The sequence below is a fragment of the Streptomyces sp. TLI_053 genome (genome assembly GCF_900105395.1).
In the GTDB taxonomy this organism is placed as follows: domain Bacteria; phylum Actinomycetota; class Actinomycetes; order Streptomycetales; family Streptomycetaceae; genus Kitasatospora.
On record NZ_LT629775.1, the window covers coordinates 1,018,629 to 1,034,078 of the forward strand.

12 protein-coding genes are annotated in these 15,450 nt (G+C 71.8%); 9 read left to right on the top strand and 3 right to left on the bottom strand.

Going from position 1 to position 15,450, the window contains the following annotated elements; genetic code table 11:
* Window positions 1–91 precede the first annotated feature (91 nt).
* The 5 genes from BLU95_RS03765 to BLU95_RS03785 all read left to right on the top strand — a co-directional run bounded on the left by BLU95_RS03765 (window position 92) and on the right by BLU95_RS03785 (window position 8,474).
* Window positions 92–1,291, top strand: a complete 1,200-nt coding sequence (locus BLU95_RS03765; protein ID WP_093858683.1) for an FAD-dependent oxidoreductase — start codon at window positions 92–94, stop codon at window positions 1,289–1,291.
* A 149-nt stretch (window positions 1,292–1,440) separates the two neighbouring features.
* Window positions 1,441–3,417, top strand: a complete 1,977-nt coding sequence (locus tag BLU95_RS03770) for an RICIN domain-containing protein (RefSeq protein WP_159424757.1) — start codon at window positions 1,441–1,443, stop codon at window positions 3,415–3,417.
* Between the two features lie 112 nt (window positions 3,418–3,529).
* Complete coding sequence (locus BLU95_RS03775; RefSeq protein ID WP_093864616.1) at window positions 3,530–3,997, top strand: SRPBCC family protein; 468 nt, start codon at window positions 3,530–3,532, stop codon at window positions 3,995–3,997.
* A 130-nt stretch (window positions 3,998–4,127) separates the two neighbouring features.
* On the top strand, window positions 4,128–7,685 hold the full coding sequence (gene dnaE / locus BLU95_RS03780; protein WP_093858685.1) for a DNA polymerase III subunit alpha: 3,558 nt from the start codon (window positions 4,128–4,130) through the stop codon (window positions 7,683–7,685).
* 138 nt (window positions 7,686–7,823) lie between these two features.
* The gene (locus BLU95_RS03785) at window positions 7,824–8,474 is read left to right on the top strand and encodes a LysE family translocator (protein ID WP_093858686.1); all 651 of its coding nucleotides are present in this window, start codon (window positions 7,824–7,826) and stop codon (window positions 8,472–8,474) included.
* A 64-nt stretch (window positions 8,475–8,538) separates the two neighbouring features.
* On the opposite strand, the gene BLU95_RS03790 is transcribed toward BLU95_RS03785, so the two are convergent.
* A complete protein-coding gene (locus tag BLU95_RS03790) occupies window positions 8,539–9,066 on the bottom strand; it encodes a GtrA family protein (RefSeq protein WP_173862000.1) in 528 nt (175 codons plus the stop codon).
* Between the two features lie 156 nt (window positions 9,067–9,222).
* Window positions 9,223–10,212: a PI-PLC domain-containing protein gene (locus BLU95_RS03795; RefSeq protein WP_231978261.1), complete on the bottom strand. Its 990-nt coding sequence runs from the start codon at window positions 10,210–10,212 to the stop codon at window positions 9,223–9,225.
* A gap of 273 nt (window positions 10,213–10,485) precedes the next feature.
* On the opposite strand from BLU95_RS03795, the gene BLU95_RS43205 reads away from it, so the two are divergent.
* The 3 genes from BLU95_RS43205 to BLU95_RS03810 all read left to right on the top strand — a co-directional run bounded on the left by BLU95_RS43205 (window position 10,486) and on the right by BLU95_RS03810 (window position 13,501).
* On the top strand, window positions 10,486–10,851 hold the full coding sequence (locus BLU95_RS43205; protein ID WP_093858688.1) for a hypothetical protein: 366 nt from the start codon (window positions 10,486–10,488) through the stop codon (window positions 10,849–10,851).
* Window positions 10,852–11,057: 206 nt separating this feature from the next.
* Window positions 11,058–12,473, top strand: a complete 1,416-nt coding sequence (locus tag BLU95_RS03805) for a hemolysin family protein (protein ID WP_093858689.1) — start codon at window positions 11,058–11,060, stop codon at window positions 12,471–12,473.
* Window positions 12,470–13,501, top strand: coding sequence for a hemolysin family protein (locus tag BLU95_RS03810; protein ID WP_093858690.1), 1,032 nt, complete (start codon window positions 12,470–12,472; stop codon window positions 13,499–13,501). The genes BLU95_RS03805 and BLU95_RS03810 overlap by 4 nt, the downstream gene beginning before the upstream one ends.
* A 100-nt stretch (window positions 13,502–13,601) precedes the next feature.
* Here the strand turns inward: BLU95_RS03810 and BLU95_RS03815 are convergent, their stop codons facing one another.
* The gene (locus tag BLU95_RS03815) at window positions 13,602–14,144 is read right to left on the bottom strand and encodes an EF-hand domain-containing protein (protein WP_093858691.1); all 543 of its coding nucleotides are present in this window, start codon (window positions 14,142–14,144) and stop codon (window positions 13,602–13,604) included.
* A 387-nt stretch (window positions 14,145–14,531) separates the two neighbouring features.
* On the opposite strand from BLU95_RS03815, the gene BLU95_RS03820 reads away from it, so the two are divergent.
* Window positions 14,532–15,311 (top strand): DUF1062 domain-containing protein, encoded by a 780-nt coding sequence (locus tag BLU95_RS03820; RefSeq protein WP_231978263.1) that lies wholly within the window; start codon window positions 14,532–14,534, stop codon window positions 15,309–15,311.
* The last annotated feature ends 139 nt before the right edge of the window (window positions 15,312–15,450 follow it).

The following is a 15,450-nucleotide window of genomic DNA, read 5'->3' on the forward strand; positions in this document are numbered from 1 at the left end:
ACGCACCCCACCGGGCGGGACCGGCGCCCGGCGCGCCCGGACCCGGGACACGCACGGACACACGGGGTGCACCGACACACGGGGGAACGACATGATCCACGCACTCGTCGCCGGAGGCGGCATCGGCGGTCTGGCCACAGCCCTGGCCCTGGCCCGCACCGGCCACCGCGTCACCGTCCTGGAACGCCAGGACGCCTTCACCGACATCGGCGCCGGCATCCAGATCGCGCCCAACGGCTTCCACGCCCTGAACCAGCTGGGCGTGGGCCGGGCCGTCCGCGACCGCGCCGTGCTCGTCGACGAACTGCGGCTGATGGACGCGAGCACCGGGCGCGAGCTGGTCGTCCTGCCCGTCGGCGGGCGCTACCGGCAGCGCTTCGGCGAGCCCTACGCGGTCGTGCACCGGCGCGACCTGCACACGCCGTTGCTCACGGCGTGCCGGGCGCTCGACGCCGTCGACCTGGTAGCGGGGGCCGGGGTGCGGCGCTACCACCAGGACGGACAGGAAGTGACCGTCACCACCACGGACGGCCGGAGCTTCTCCGGCGACGTCCTGGTGGGCGCCGACGGCATCCGCTCCACCGTCCGGGCACAGCTGCTGGGCGACGGCCCGCCCCGCCCCTGCGGGCACACCATCTACCGCACCCTCGTCCCGATGGAGCGGGTGCCGCGCCGGCTGCGCCGCAACGCCGTGACGCTGTGGGCCGGCCCCGGCTGGCACGTGGTCCACTACCCCGTCGCCGGCGGATCCTGCCTCAACCTCGCCGCGGTGCTCGACGACGGCGCCACCGAGGCGGTCTCGGGCCGCCGGGCCGAGCGGGCCGCCGTCCTGCGGCGCTTCCCCGAACCCGGCCCCGTCCCGGGCACCCTGCTGCGGCTGGGCGAGGACTGGCGCGAGTGGGTGCTGTGCGACCGCGACCCGGTCGACGTCTGGACCCGCGGCCGGGTGACCCTGACCGGCGACGCCGCCCACCCGATGCTCCAGTACGCCGCCCAGGGTGCCTGCCAGGCGCTCGAGGACGCCGTCGCCCTCGGCGACCAGCTCGCCGACGCCCCGACCGCCGACGTCGAGCACCGGCTGGAGCGCTGCAACGCCGCCCGCCGTGAGCGCGCCGGGCGTGTCCAGCGGCTATCCCGCGAAATGGGCGCCCGGCTCTACCACCCGGCCGGCCAGGACGCTCGGGCACGCGACGCACTGCTGCGCCCGCTCGACGAGGACGCGCTCCACCACCGGGTCGCCTGGCTGCACGGCGCCCCCGTCCGGGCCGACGCCCGGGGCGGGGGCGGGTAGGCCGGAGCGGATCCTGCACGAAAGGGCGGAGCTCCCGGCCCCGCCATATGGAAGCCGTCAGGAGCGGCCGGGCGCCGGATTTCCGGGCCTATCGTCCTTCTCGGCCGGGAGGAAAAAGGTCCCCGGCGCGAGCAGAAAGACGATTCGCCATGAAAACCCTGTCCCGCCTGAAACGCGCGTTCGCCTGCGGGGTCACCGCCGTCGCCCTGGTCGGCGGCCTCACCACGCAGGCCGAGGCCGCGCCGTCGCCCGGTTATCCGGTGGACAAGACCTGCGGGACCCCTGCGGTGCCGGGCGGCGGCAACTGCATGACCTCGCTGATCGGCGCCGGGTTCGACATGATCCGCGGCATGCGCGGTGCCGCCAACGCCAACAAGCTGGACAACGCGGAGTTCACCCGGGAAACCGCGGCGCAGCTGAGCCAGAAGTTTCCCGGGTTCAATGTCCTGGTGTTCAAGACCGTGGGCACCGACCTGTACGACACCGAATGGTTCACGAACGAGCACAAGGCCGATATGAAGGGGGTGCTGATCGACACCACCTACAAGCTCAACCATTTCATGAACAAGGAGGAGCAGAAGGATCCCTCGGGTTACGACAAGTTCCGGATCTGGGTGTTCCAGGGCGAGTCGACGTTCCGGAACCGGGGCGACGGCGGCTACATGAACTGGGCGTTCGTCGGGAACGACGGCGACAGCGTCAAGAAGGAGTCGTGGACCTGCCGGTCGGGCACCGCGCGGCCCTACAAGTGCGACGGCGACGTCCGCACCCTGCACTTCCCCGCCCGCGCCGGCTACGGCAGCAGGACGGGCAGCCTGACCCCCGACTCCAGCGCCCCCGGCTACCACGCCTGCCTGGACGTCAGCGGGAACGGCACCGCGAACGGCACCCCCGTGCAGATGTGGCAGTGCAACGGCGGTGACGCCCAGAAATGGACGTACAACGGCTACAAGCTCCGGGCCGCCAACGGCAAGTGCCTGGACCTGGCCGACAACAGGGCGGCCAACGGCAACAAGCTCCAGGTCTGGGACTGCCTGGAGATCCCCGGCCAGCGCTGGCACATGTCCGCGAGCGGCGGCCTGCGCCACATGACGGACCCGGACGACCGGTCCAAGGACGTCTGCATCGACGACTACGACGGCCGCACCGCCAACGGCAGCACGGTCACGGCCTGGGCCTGCGGCTCCGAAACGAACCGCGACGCGCCGAACCAGAACTGGGCCTGGGGCGGCACCCCGCCGACCACCGACCCGGGCACGCCGTCCAACGGCGCCGACGTCACCCTCAAGCTCGACAACGGCCTGGGCGCCGTCCCCCTCAACGGCTCCGCCGGCGCCGCCGTCGTCCCCGGGCTCCGGGGCGGCAACGAGTCCAAGTGGAAGCTCACCTCCGTGGGTGGCGGCCGCTACCGGATCACCAGCTCCTACGGCCTCGACCTCACCGAGGGCGGCGGCTACATGGCCGAGCTCCAGCCGTGGAGCAACTCCTCCGAGCAGAAGTGGGAGCTCCTCGGCGTCGGCAACGGCCGGTACCAGATCCGGATCTCCGACGACGACTGCCTCGCCCACGACTCCGACTTCAAGCAGCTCGGCGTGTGGACGTGCAAGCGCGGCTGGCAGCAGGAGTGGGTGCTCGAATCCACCACCGGCGGCGTGGTCACCCCGGGCGGCGGCGGAGGCACGCCGAGCGACCCGAAGGACCCGAAGCCCCCGACGGGCGGCGGCACCGCCGTCCCGACCGAGCGCCCGCTGTTCCTGAAGCTCGACAACGGCCTGGGCGCCACCGCCCCCACCGAGACCGCGAGCTGGGGCGCGCCGGTCCTGGGCGGCATCCTCGGTCACAAGGGCTCCACCTGGACGATCAAGCCGCTCGACGGCGGCCGGTACCGGATCGTCAACGACCTCGGCTACAACCTCACCGAGAACCCCGACACCTACGTGGCCGAGCAGCAGGCCTGGGGCGACACCTCCAACCAGAAGTGGCAGATCGAGGGCGTCGGCAACGGCAAGTACCGGATCAAGATCTCCGACGACGACTGCCTGACCCACGACTCCGACCACAAGCAGCTCGGCGTGTGGACGTGCGAGGGCGGCTGGAAGCAGGAGTGGTCGCTCCAGCTCCGCTGACCGACGGCCGCCGGGGCCGGTGCGGGACTCCCCGCACCGGCCCCGGCACCACGTGCGGGCGGGGGCGGCCGGGTGCTTGGATCCCGACCGGCGGCGGCGGATGATCCTCGGCATGGAGAGACTCGAACTGACCCTGGCCCCCCGCGCGTACGCCTGCATGGCCGTCCGCAGACCCGCCGAGGAGGCGTTCCGGGCCTTCGCCGACCCGGCCGTCACGACCCGGTTCTGGTACAGCCGGAGCAGCGGGCCGATGGTGGCGGGCGCCGAGCTGCGCTGGGAGTGGGAGACGTACGGGGCCTCGGCCGAGGTCAAGGTCCTGGAGGTGGAGGAAGGGCGTCTGATCCGGTTCGAGTGGGGCAACTACGACCGGCCGACGACCGTCGAGCTGACCTTCACCCCGCGTGCGACGGACGTCACCTTCGTCGAGGTCGCCGAGACCGGTTTCCGGGGGTCGGGGGACGAGACCGTCCAGTGGGTGAACGACACCGTCGGCGGCTTCACCACCGCACTGTGCGCCATGAAGGCCCTGCTGGAGCACGGGATCGAGCTCAACGCCGTGCCGGACCACCACCCGGCCTGACCGGCCCGACCGTCCGGGCCCACCGGCCCGCACGACCGGACTGCCGGACACCCCTGGCGTGTCGCGCGCGCCGACCGACTAACCTGGACCGCTTGCCCGTACCGTCGTCCCTCCCGAGGAGCACAGCGCCGTGTCCGACAGCTTCGCGCACCTGCACGTCCACACGGAGTACTCGATGCTGGACGGGGCCGCGAAGAACGGCAAGCTCTTCGCGGAGGCGGAGAGACAGGGCATGCCCGCCATCGCGATGAGTGACCACGGCAACATGTTCGGCGCCTACGAGTTCTTCCACGCCGCCGCCAAGACCGGCGTCAAGCCGATCATCGGCATCGAGGCGTACGTCGCCCCGTCCTCGCGCTTCCACAAGAAGCAGGTGTTCTGGTCGCCCGGCGGCCAGCGGCCGGCCAGCGCGGACGGCGAGGGCGGCAAGGACGTCTCCGGCGGCGGCCGCTACACCCACATGACCATGTGGGCGCAGAACGCCACCGGCCTGCGGAACCTCTTCAAGCTCTCCTCGCTCGCGTCGATGGAGGGCTACTACATGAAGCCCCGGATGGACCGGGAGCTGATCGCCGCCAACGCCACCGGCATCATCGCCACCACCGGCTGCCCCTCCGGCGAGGTGCAGACCCGGCTGCGGCTCGGCCAGTACGAGGAGGCCGTCAAGGCCGCCGGCGCCTACCAGGACATCTTCGGCAAGGAGAACTACTTCCTGGAGCTGATGGACCACGGCCTGTCCATCGAGCAGGACGTGCGCGAGGACCTGCTGCGCCTCGCCAAGCAGCTGAACATCCCGCTGCTGGCCACCAACGACTCGCACTACGTCACCGCCGACCAGGCGGACGCCCACGACAGCCTGCTCTGCGTCGGCGTGGGCAAGAACAAGGACGACCCGAACCGGTTCAAGTTCCAGGGCACCGGCTACTACGTCAAGACCGCCGAGGAGATGCGCGAGCTCTTCCGCGAGCTGCCGGAGGCCTGCGACAACACGCTGGCGATCGCGGAGCGGGTCGAGTCGTACGACGAGGTGTTCACCTACGTCGACCGGATGCCGCAGTTCGACGTGCCGGAGGGCGAGACCCAGGCCTCGTTCCTGCGCCAGAAGATCGCCGCCGGCCTCAAGCACCGTTACGGCGACAACCCGAGCCAGGAGGTGCTGGACCGGGTCGAGCTGGAGATGGGCGTCATCTCCCCGATGGGCTTCGACGCCTACTTCCTCGTGGTCGCCGACATCTGCCAGTACGCCCGGGACAACGGCATCCCGGTCGGCCCGGGCCGAGGATCGGCGGCCGGCTCGATGGTCTCCTACCTGACCCGGATCACCGAGCTGGACCCGCTGGAGCACGACCTGCTGTTCGAGCGGTTCCTGAACCCCGAGCGCATCAACCCCCCGGACGTCGACATCGACTTCGACGACCGCCAGCGCGACCAGATGGTGCGCTACGTCACCGACAAGTACGGCTCCGCCTACACGGCCCAGGTCAACACCTTCGGCACGATCAAGGCCAAGGCCGCCGTCAAGGACGCCAACCGCATCCTCGGCTACCCGTTCGCCATGGGCGACCGGATCACCAAGGCGATGCCGCCGGACGTCATGGGCAAGGGTGTCCCGCTGGCGGACCTCTTCAACGACAAGCACCCGCGGTACAACGAGGGCACCGAGATCCGCTCGCTGTACGAGAACGAGTCCGACGTCAAGAAGATCATCGACACCGGCCTGGGCATCGAGGGCCTGATCCGCGGCACCGGCGTGCACGCCGCGGCCGTCATCCTCTCCTCGACGCCGCTGCTCGACCTCATCCCGCTGCACATGCGGGACAAGGACGGCGTGATCATCACCGGCTTCGACTACCCGTCGTGCGAAGCCATGGGCCTGATCAAGATGGACTTCCTGGGGCTGCGGAACCTGGGCATCATCGATCACTGCATCAAGATCGTCAAGGCCAACCGCGGCGTGGACGTCGACATCGAGAAGATCCCGATCGACGACCCCACCACCTACCAGCTGCTGGCCCGGGGCGACACCCTCGGTGTGTTCCAGCTCGACGGCGGCCCCATGCGCGCCCTGCTCAAGCTGATGAAGCCCACCGAGTTCGCCGACATCTCCGCCGTCTCCGCGCTCTACCGGCCCGGCCCGATGGGCATGAACTCGCACACCAACTACGCGCTGCGCAAGAACGCCCAGCAGGAGATCATCCCGATCCACCCGGAGCTGGAGGCGCCGCTCGCCGACGTCCTCGGCCCCACCTACGGCCTCATCGTCTACCAGGAGCAGGTGCAGCGAGCGGCCCAGGTGCTCGCCGGGTACTCGCTCGGACAGGCCGACCTGCTCCGCCGGGCGATGGGCAAGAAGAAGAAGGAGGTGCTGGAGAAGGAGTTCGTCCCCTTCCACGCCGGCTGCAAGGAGCGCGGCTACTCCGACGAGGCGATCCAGGCCGTCTGGGACGTCCTGGTCCCGTTCGCCGGCTACGCCTTCAACAAATCGCACTCCGCCGCCTACGGCCTGGTCTCGTACCAGACCGCCTACCTCAAGGCGAACTACCCCGCCGAGTACATGGCCGCCCTGCTCACCTCGGTCGCCGACGACAAGGACAAGATGGCGATCTACCTGGCCGAGTGCCGGCAGATGGGCATCAAGATCCTCTCCCCCGACGTCAACGAGTCGGTGGTCGACTTCACCGCCGTCGGCAGCGACGTCCGCTTCGGCCTGAAGGCGGTGCGCAACGTCGGCGTCCCGGTCATCGAGTCGCTGGTGGCCACCCGGGCCGAGAAGGGCAAGTACACCTCGTTCCCGGACTTCCTGGACAAGGTCGAGCTGGTGGTGTGCAACAAGCGCACCGTCGATTCCCTTGTCAAGGCCGGCGCCTTCGACTCGCTCGGACACACCCGGCTCTCGCTGAGCACGGTGCACGAGAGCGCGATCGACGCCGTCACCGGGCTGAAGAAGCAGCAGGCGATCGGCCAGGACGACCTCTTCGGCGCCCTCGACGCGGCGGAGGGCGGTGGCATCGGGCTGGACTTCCAGCTCACCGACCGCGAATGGCCGCGCCGCCAACTGCTCTCCCTGGAGCGGGAGATGCTCGGTCTCTACGTCTCCAGCCACCCGCTGGACGGCGCCGAGCACATCCTCTCCCAGAACCGCGACACCTCGATCGTCGACCTGCTCGGCTCGGGCCGCACCGAGGGCGAGGTCCGCCTGTCCGGCCTCATCACCGCCGTGGACCGCCGGATCAACAAGGCCGGCAACGCCTGGGCGATCATCACCGTCGCCGACCGCGACGGCTCGGTCGAGGTGCTCTTCTTCCCCGCCACCTACAACCTGATGGCCGAGCAGATGGTCGAGGACAACGTCGTCTCGGTCCGGGGGCGCCTCAACGAGCGCGACGGCTCGCTGAGCATCTTCGGGCAGGAGCTCACCACCCTCGACGTCTCCTCCGCCGAACTCGGCACCAAGCCCCCGGTCCAGATCACCGTCCCGGCCGCCCGGGTCACCCCCGGGGTCGTCGCCGAACTCAAGCTCGCCCTCCAGGCCCACCCCGGTGACGTCCCCGTCCGCCTGCTCACCACCGGCTGGGACAAGGACACCCTCTACGAGCTCGGCTTCCAGGTGAACCCCGACAACGGCTTCGCCTCCGACGTGAAGACCCTGCTCGGCAACCGCTCCTGGATGGGTACGAGCGTCCGCTGACGGAGCCCTGCGGCGGGAGGCGGGGCGGGCCGGTGCTCATCACCGGCCCGCCCCGCCGGATCCAGCCCCGCCGGATCCAGCCCTGCCGTGACCTGCTAGGTTCCCTCCCGGCGAACGTACGTACGAGGGGGCAGCACTGTGGTCGGGCTGGGAGCAATCGCGGGAATCGCACTGGTGGAACTCGGCATGGTGATGACGCCGGGGCCGAACATGATCTACCTCGTCTCCCGCTCGATCGCCCAGGGCCGCCGGGCCGGGCTGACCTCGCTGGCCGGGGTGGCCCTCGGCTTCCTGGTCTACCTGTTCGCGGTGTCCGCCGGGATCGCCACCGTCTTCGCGCTGGTGCCGGAGATCTACCTGGCGGTCAAGCTGGCCGGGGCCGGCTACCTGCTCTGGCTCGCCTGGAAGGCCGTCCGGCCCGGTGGCGGATCGGCCTTCGCACCGCAGGAACTGGAGCACGACAGCCCCCGCAAGCTCTTCCTGATGGGCCTGCTCACCTGCCTGCTCAACCCCAAGGTGGCGATCCTCTACATCTCGCTGCTGCCGCAGTTCGTCGACCCGTCCCGCGGCCACGTCGGCCTCCAGGGCGTGGTGCTGGGGCTGACCCTGATCGTGGTCGGGGTCGCGGGCAACGCCTTCTTCATCGTCACGGCCGGCTCCGTCGCCGGGTTCTTCTCCCGGCACCCGCTCTGGCAGCGCGTGCACCGCTACGTGGTGGGCACCGCCCTGGCCGGCTTCGCCGTCCGGATCGCCACCGAGCGTTCGGGCGCGGCGGTCGCCCTGCGCTGACCGCCGATGGCGGTGCGCGGCGCGGCCCGGTGCTCGGGCCGCGCCGCGCACCCCGGGCCGGCGCTCAGGCCGCGCGGCAGAGTCCCGTCGGGTCGGCGGCCGCGATCGGGGCCCGGGCGACGGCGACGCTCAGGGGGCGGGCCGCGGTCGCGACCGCCGACCGGGTGCGTGCGAACACGACCAGGCGCAGCACCGCGAACCTGGCCACGCCCGCGAGCGCGGAGGCCGAGAGGTAGACGGCCTGCTCGGCGAGAGCGCCGGGCCGTGCCACCACCTGGTGCAGGACGAGCACTGCCGAGCAGGTCACCGCGTACGCGGCCGCCGCCGATCCGGCCGACTGGACGTGCTGCCGCCAGGTCGCGCGGCCGCCCGCGCCGAAGGTGAAGCGGGCGTGCAGCTCGGTCGCGAGCAGCGTGGAGACCACGGTGACCAGCGCGTTGACCAGGACCCAGGGGACCTGCGGGAGCCACGAGGCCAGGGCCGCCACGGCGAAGCTCGCGGTGACTCCCACCCCGCCGCCGCAGACCACGAAGCGGGCGAAGGCCACCAGGCCCCCGACCTCCGCCCGCCCCCGGCGCCGTACTGCCGCCACGATCCGCCCCCTCCGGTTCCCGCTCCCCCGGAACGCGCGCCCCGACCACCGGGCCGGGAGCGCGCATTTCCCCTTGGCATCAGCATGGCGCAAGCGATGGCGCCATGTCCAGTCCATGTGGCGCCACAGTGGCACCACATGAGACGGGGGCGTGCCCTACCGGAACAGCCGGTCGCCGCTGTTCGCCATCCGGTGGGTGCCGCTGTGGCGGCCGACCCAGTCGCGGACGAGATTGACGGCGTTGGCGCACTGCCAGCTGTTGTCGTACTCGCGCACGCCGGTGAAGGCGCCGTAGCCCGCGATGATGCCGTCCACCCGGGCGTCGCCGAGGAGCTTGTCGACGTACCAGGGGTCGTTGTAGGTGGTCGTCCAGGAGAAGGTGGCCGCCAGTCGGCCGGCGGCCCGGTCGGCGGCGCCCTTCTTCAGTTCGGCGCAGGTGTTCCAGGTGGCCTCGGTGCAGTTGCCGAAGCCCTTGGTGATGTCGCTGTCCCCGTAGTCCATCACCCGCCGGCCGGCCGGGAAGCCGGAGCCGGAGCGGTCGAAGGCGCCGACCACCTGGTCGCGGGTGCCGGTCGTGGTGATGCCCTCCAGGGGACCGAGCCGGCCCGCGAGGCTCTGCCAGCCCCGGCCGCCGACGTCCGGGGTGCTGCCGCCGTGGTACTCGAAGAAGCCGTAGAGCACCTGGATCCCGGCGGCCGTCAGCCGCTGGGCCTTGTCGCGCAGACCGGCGACGCTGCAGGTGCGGTTCGGCGCCTCGCCGCAGTAGTTCGGGTCCTTGATGTCCAGCCAGACCAGTGACAGCCGGCGGCCCGCGGCGGCATGGGAGAGGATGCGGTCCAGCATGCTGTCGAAGCTGGGCCCGAGGCGGTTCTCGCCGGCCGAGGAGCAGTCGTGCCAGGCGCGCCACTCGTTCGGGTTCCACCAGGCGCAGACGTCGATCTCGATGGCGTTGGCGCCGTGGCCGATCGCGGCGTCCACCCCGTCCAGGGTGTCCACCCGGTGCGCGACGGCGTAGACCGGCCGGCGCGTGTCGGCGGCCTGTGCGGGGGACGCGAGCGCGGTGGCCCCGAGGATCCCGCACAGCGCCGCCACCAGGGTGTTCAGCAGGCGCGGGCGGATGCCGCGCGGGTGCTGGGTCGTCGTCACGAGGTCGCTCCCTTCTGGTCGTTCGTGCCGCTTCGGCACTTTTCTTGTCCGTCCTCCGACAATCGATATCACCAACGGTGCGTCAACGTACGGTGAACGGGGCGTTTCGCGGAGAACCGGGCAGCCGACGGCCGACCCGCCGCCATCGGCCCGCCGGCCTGCCGACCCGTCGCGGTACTCGTTCAGGGAGATCATCTACAGTGCTGTAGAAGTCGGCTGACGGAGGACCCGGTCCGGTCACGTCACGCCGAGCACCGAACGACAGGAGAAGCAGTGAAGTCGCGCATATTCGCGAAGGTCGCCCCCGCCCTCGTCGCCGCCGGGCTGGTGCTGGGCGCGCCCGCCGCGGCCCTGGCCGCCCCGGTCTCCCCCGCCGTCGCCCGGGCCGGGGCGGCGGTCGCCCCGGCCGGGCCGGCCGCCGGCGTCGCCGTCGTCGCGCCCGCCGCCCCCGCCGCCTTCCACGGCACCGCCCTCGCGGCGGGCGACAAGAAGGACGAGAAGAAGAAGGGCGGCTTCTTCAAGAAGCTCGGCATCGCCGTGATCGTCGTCGTCCTGCTGATCGTGCTCTTCGTGATCGGGCTGATCGTCGCGATCGTGCTCGCCCTGCGGGCGATCTTCCGGCGCCGCCGGGCGGCGTGACACCGCCCGGCCCGGGTCGGCACGCGCGCGGGAACGCGTGGCGACCCGGGCCTTACGCCGCACTGATTTGCCATTCCTTTACACTTCTGTAGAACCGATCATCCCCCGCACGAAGGAGTCGCGGTCCCCGCGATGGACGAACCTCCCAGTCAGCACCCAGCAGTTCCCCGCCCCCCGCACGCGCCGACCCGGGCGGGGGTGACCCGGTGACCGAGGTGCTCCTGCTGGTCCTGGCCCTGCTCCTGACCGCGGCCTGCGCCCTGTTCGTCGCCGCGGAGTTCTCCCTCACCACCGTGGAGCGCGCCGCCGTCGAGCGGGCTGCCGAAGCCGGTGAGCGGGGCGCCGCGACCGCACTCAAGGCCGTCCGGCGCCTCACCTTCCAGCTCTCCGGTGCCCAACTGGGCATCACCATCACCAGCCTGGTGATCGGCATGATCGCGCAGCCCTCGGTGGCCGCGCTGCTCCGCGGCCCGCTGGAGGCCGTCGGCCTGCCCGAGGCCGCCGCCGAGACCGGCTCGCTCGTCCTCGGCGTGCTGCTGTCGACCGTCGTGCTGATGGTCGCCGGCGAACTCGTGCCCAAGAACTGGGCGATCTCCCGGCCCCTGGCGGTCGCCAAGGTGGTGGCCGCCCCGCAGTACTGGTTCTCGGCCGCCTTCGCGCCGTTCATCGGCCACCTGAACAACAGCGCCAACCGCGTCGTCCGGCGATTCGGCCTGGAGCCGGCGGAGCACCTCGCCTCCGCCCGCACCCCGCAGGAACTGGTCGCGCTCGCCCGGCACTCCGCCCGCGAGGGCGTCATGGAGCCCGACACCGCCGAGCTGTTCATCCGCTCGCTCAACCTGCGCGAGCTGACGGCGGAGAACGTCATGAAGCCCCGGGTGGACGTCCAGGCCCTGGCGGAGCACGCCACCGCGGCCGATGTCGCCGACCTCACCCGGGCCACCGGCCTGTCCCGCTTCCCGGTCTACCGGGACAGCCTCGACCACGTCGTCGGCACCGTCCACATCAAGGACGCGCTCGGCGTGCCCGTGGAGCGGCGGGCGACCCAGGGGGTCTCGGCGCTGATGACCGAACCGATGCTGGTCCCCGAGAGCCTCACCGTCGACCGCCTCCTGGACCGGATGCGCGGCGAGGAGACCCTCGCCGTGGTCATCGACGAGTACGGCGGCACCGCCGGCATCGTCACCCTGGAGGACATCGTCGAGGAGGTCGTCGGCGAGGTCCGCGACGAGCACGACCCCACCGGAACCCCCGACCTGGTCGACCTCGGCACCGCCGACGACGGCCGGCACCGGTGGGACTCCGACGGCATCACCCGCGCCGACGAGCTCGAGGCGATCGGCATGCCGGTGCCCGAGGGCCCGTACGAGACGCTGGCCGGCCTGATCGCCGAGCGGCTGGGCCGGATCCCGGAGGTCGGCGACACCGTCGAGGTCGACGGCTGGACCCTGGAGGTCGGCGCCGTCGCCCACCACGTCGCCGAGCGGGTGCGGATCACCGCCCCCGAGCCCGCCGACTCCCCGGACGAGGACCGCACCGAGCGCCGTCCCGAGCGCCGTCCCGAGCACCGGCCCGAGCACCGCTCCGAGAAGCGCTCCGAGCGCGAGGAGGGGAACCGATGACCGCGGTCCAGCTGATCGTCGGCCTGCTCACCATCGTGGCCAATGCCTTCTTCGTCGGCGGCGAGTTCGCCCTCATCTCGGTGCGGCGCAGCCAGGTCGAACCTCTCGCCGAGGCCGGTGACCGCCGGGCCCGCACCGTCATCTGGGGCCTGGAGCACGTCTCTGCCATGCTGGCCACCGCCCAGCTCGGCATCACCGTCTCCTCGCTGGTGCTCGGCATGGTCGCCGAACCGGCGATCGCCCACCTGCTGGAGCCGCCGTTCCACAGCCTGGGCGTGCCGGAGGGCCTGATCCACCCGGTCGCCTTCGTCATCGCGCTGGGAACGGCGACCTATCTGCACATGCTGCTCGGCGAGATGATCCCGAAGAACCTCGCGCTCGCCGCGCCCGAGCGGGCCGCCCTGCTGCTGGTGCCGCCGCTGGTGGCCACCTGCCGGGCGGTGCGACCGGTCGTCTTCTCGATCAACGGCTTCGCCAACCGGATCCTGCGCCTGCTCAGGGTCGAGCCCAAGGACGAGGTGGCCTCGGTGTTCACCGAGGACGAGCTCGCCCGGATGGTCAAGGACTCCTCGGACGCGGAACTGCTCAGCGCCCGGGACACCGAGCTGCTGCGCGACGCCCTGGAGCTGGGCTCCCGGCCCGTCTCCGAGGTCGTCACGCCGCGCGAGCGGATCGTCTTCGCCGGCCCCGGCACCACCCCGGCGCAACTGGAGCAGCTCGCCGCTCGCACCGGCTTCTCGCGCTTCCCGGTGCTCGGCCCGGACCAGCGGGTGGACGGCTACCTGCACATCAAGGACGCCCTCGAGCACGACGGCACCCGCGACCGGCCGTTCCCGCCCGGCACGCTCCGTCCGATCGCCCGCGTCCCGGCGGCGATGCCCCTCGACGACGTCCTGACCGCGATGCGCCGCTCCGGCACCCACCTCGCGGCGGCGGTCACGGCCGACGGGACCCCGCTCGGCCTGGTCACCATGGAGGACGTCCTCAAGGAACTGGTCGGTCCGGCCCCGGCCGCCGGAGCGCGCTGACGCTCCGCCCCTGAGGCCCGTGCCGCCCCCGCACCGCGCGGGCGGCACGGGCCCCGGTCTGCCCGGCCCGGACCGGGCGACCTCGGCCCGGCGACCGCGGTCACTGCTCCGGGATCCGGCCGCACATCGCGTTGCCGGGGTCGGACGGGTCGGCGCTGATCCAGAACTGCTCCCACAGGAGGGCGAACTCCGGTCGGCTGAGGTAGCCGTCGCCGTCCAGGTCCAGCAGGTCGAAGACGTCGTCGGTCGGCACCGTCCGGCCGTGCCAGATGTCGACGAGCCGGCCGTGTTCGGCGCGGGAGATCCGGCCGTCGCCGTTCTCGTCCACCGCGTCGAAGACGGTGTCGGCGGTCGCGGTGACCACGTCCCGCAGGGCGGGGAGCCGGTCGACGAGGGTCAGGAACTCCTCCATGTCGACCTTGCCGTCGTGGTCGGCGTCCGCGACCGTGAGCAGGTGGTCCCACCAGCCCAGCATGAGCGCGTCGACCCGCGCACCCAGCGCCGGGTCCCGCCGGACGGCCGGCAGCCGCCCCCAGCGCTCCGCCAGGGCCACGAAGTCGTGCTGCCGGAGGCAGCCGTCCCCGTCGGTGTCGAACGCGGCGAAGACATTGCGGAGCTTGCGCCGCTGGAACTCGTCGGCCATGGACGGGCCTCCCTGTGCCGAGCCGTCGCGCCACCACCTGTGGCGACAGGCTGGCGACTGTAGACGCGCGGCGCACGGCCCCGTCGGGCTTCGGCGGAAGAGCCGGGGATTCCCGGCACAACCGCCCCGGGACGGCCCCACTGTGCTAAGGGGTGGGGTGGGCACGGGAAATTCGGTTGCCCCCGGCCGCCGTCCCGATCATCATCTCCCGCATGGACTTTTGCTGACCGCCACGTAGTACGTACCTGTCGCGCGATCGACCTCGGAGCCTGACGGTCCGGCCCCGGGGCGATGGGTCGCGCCCCTCGTGAGCATCCGTCGCAGAGCGGGAGCCGCCGAGTGAGTTCGGCACGCCCTCCTGCTGAGTCCTGAAAGCACCCAACACTCATGAATACCGACCGCAAGGCCCTGTGGGCCGTGCGTCAGTCCGCCCTGCCCGCAGTCGTCCGGCCCTGTCCGGACTGCCCCGGCACGCGGCACCGCGCCTCGGGGAAGATCCGCGTCAACGCGAGCGGCAAGATGCTCGACGTGTGGCTGCTGCTGAGCTGCGCCACGTGCGACCGGACCTCGAAGGTGCCCGTCCACGAGCGTGCCCACGTCTCGTCGCTGGAGCCGGACCGGCTGGTGGCGTACGAGATCAACGACCCTTCGGTGGTGCGGGAGTTGATGACCAGCGCGTCGCTCGCGGCGAAGAACCGGTACCGGCTCGACTGGACCGGGACGTGGCGGCTGGAGACCCGCATGCCGCTGTACGCGCTGGACGACCCGAACCCGCTCCCGGTGCGGGTGCGCTTCCAACTGCCCGCACCGGTCCGGGTGGAGCGGCTGCTCCAGCTCGGCCTCGGCCTGAGCCGGGCCGAGGTGCGCCGGCTGGTCGCGGACGGGCGGATCCGCCTGCCGTTCGCGCCGGACGCCAAGGCGCACCAGGACTTCGAACTCACCATCCACGGACCGGGTTCCGTCGATGCGGCCAAGCATGCGAAGTCCCCCGGCACGCCCGACGCCGGACGCACCGGACCGACCCCGACCGGCCCGACCCCGAGCGGGCCGGCGCCGGCGCCGGGCCCGGGGGACCCGCGCCGGGCGACGGCGGTCGGCCGACCGGTCGTTCCGGTACGGAGCCGGACGACACGGGCGGCCGGGGTGAGGGTTCCGAAGCAGGCGTAGCCCTCACGGACCGAGGCCGACGGACCCGTCCCGGAGGAGGGACGGGCCCGCCGGCCTCCGCCGTGCCGCAGCCGTCGCGTCGAGTCGAGTCGAGTCGCGTCGAGTCGCGTCACGTCAGTGGCGTCGGTCGTCCCGGTCG

What these genes read in the sequence shown, in the direction of transcription:
- BLU95_RS03765 (WP_093858683.1), top strand. Translation starts at nt 92, where the DNA reads ATGATCCACGCACTCGTCGCCGGAGGCGGCATCGGCGGTCTGGCCACA.
- BLU95_RS03770 (WP_159424757.1), top strand. Translation starts at nt 1,441, where the DNA reads ATGAAAACCCTGTCCCGCCTGAAACGCGCGTTCGCCTGCGGGGTCACC.
- BLU95_RS03775 (WP_093864616.1), top strand. Translation starts at nt 3,530, where the DNA reads ATGGAGAGACTCGAACTGACCCTGGCCCCCCGCGCGTACGCCTGCATG.
- BLU95_RS03810 (WP_093858690.1), top strand. Translation starts at nt 12,470, where the DNA reads ATGACCGCGGTCCAGCTGATCGTCGGCCTGCTCACCATCGTGGCCAAT.
- BLU95_RS03815 (WP_093858691.1), bottom strand. Translation starts at nt 14,144, where the DNA reads ATGGCCGACGAGTTCCAGCGGCGCAAGCTCCGCAATGTCTTCGCCGCG.
- BLU95_RS03820 (WP_231978263.1), top strand. Translation starts at nt 14,532, where the DNA reads ATGAATACCGACCGCAAGGCCCTGTGGGCCGTGCGTCAGTCCGCCCTG.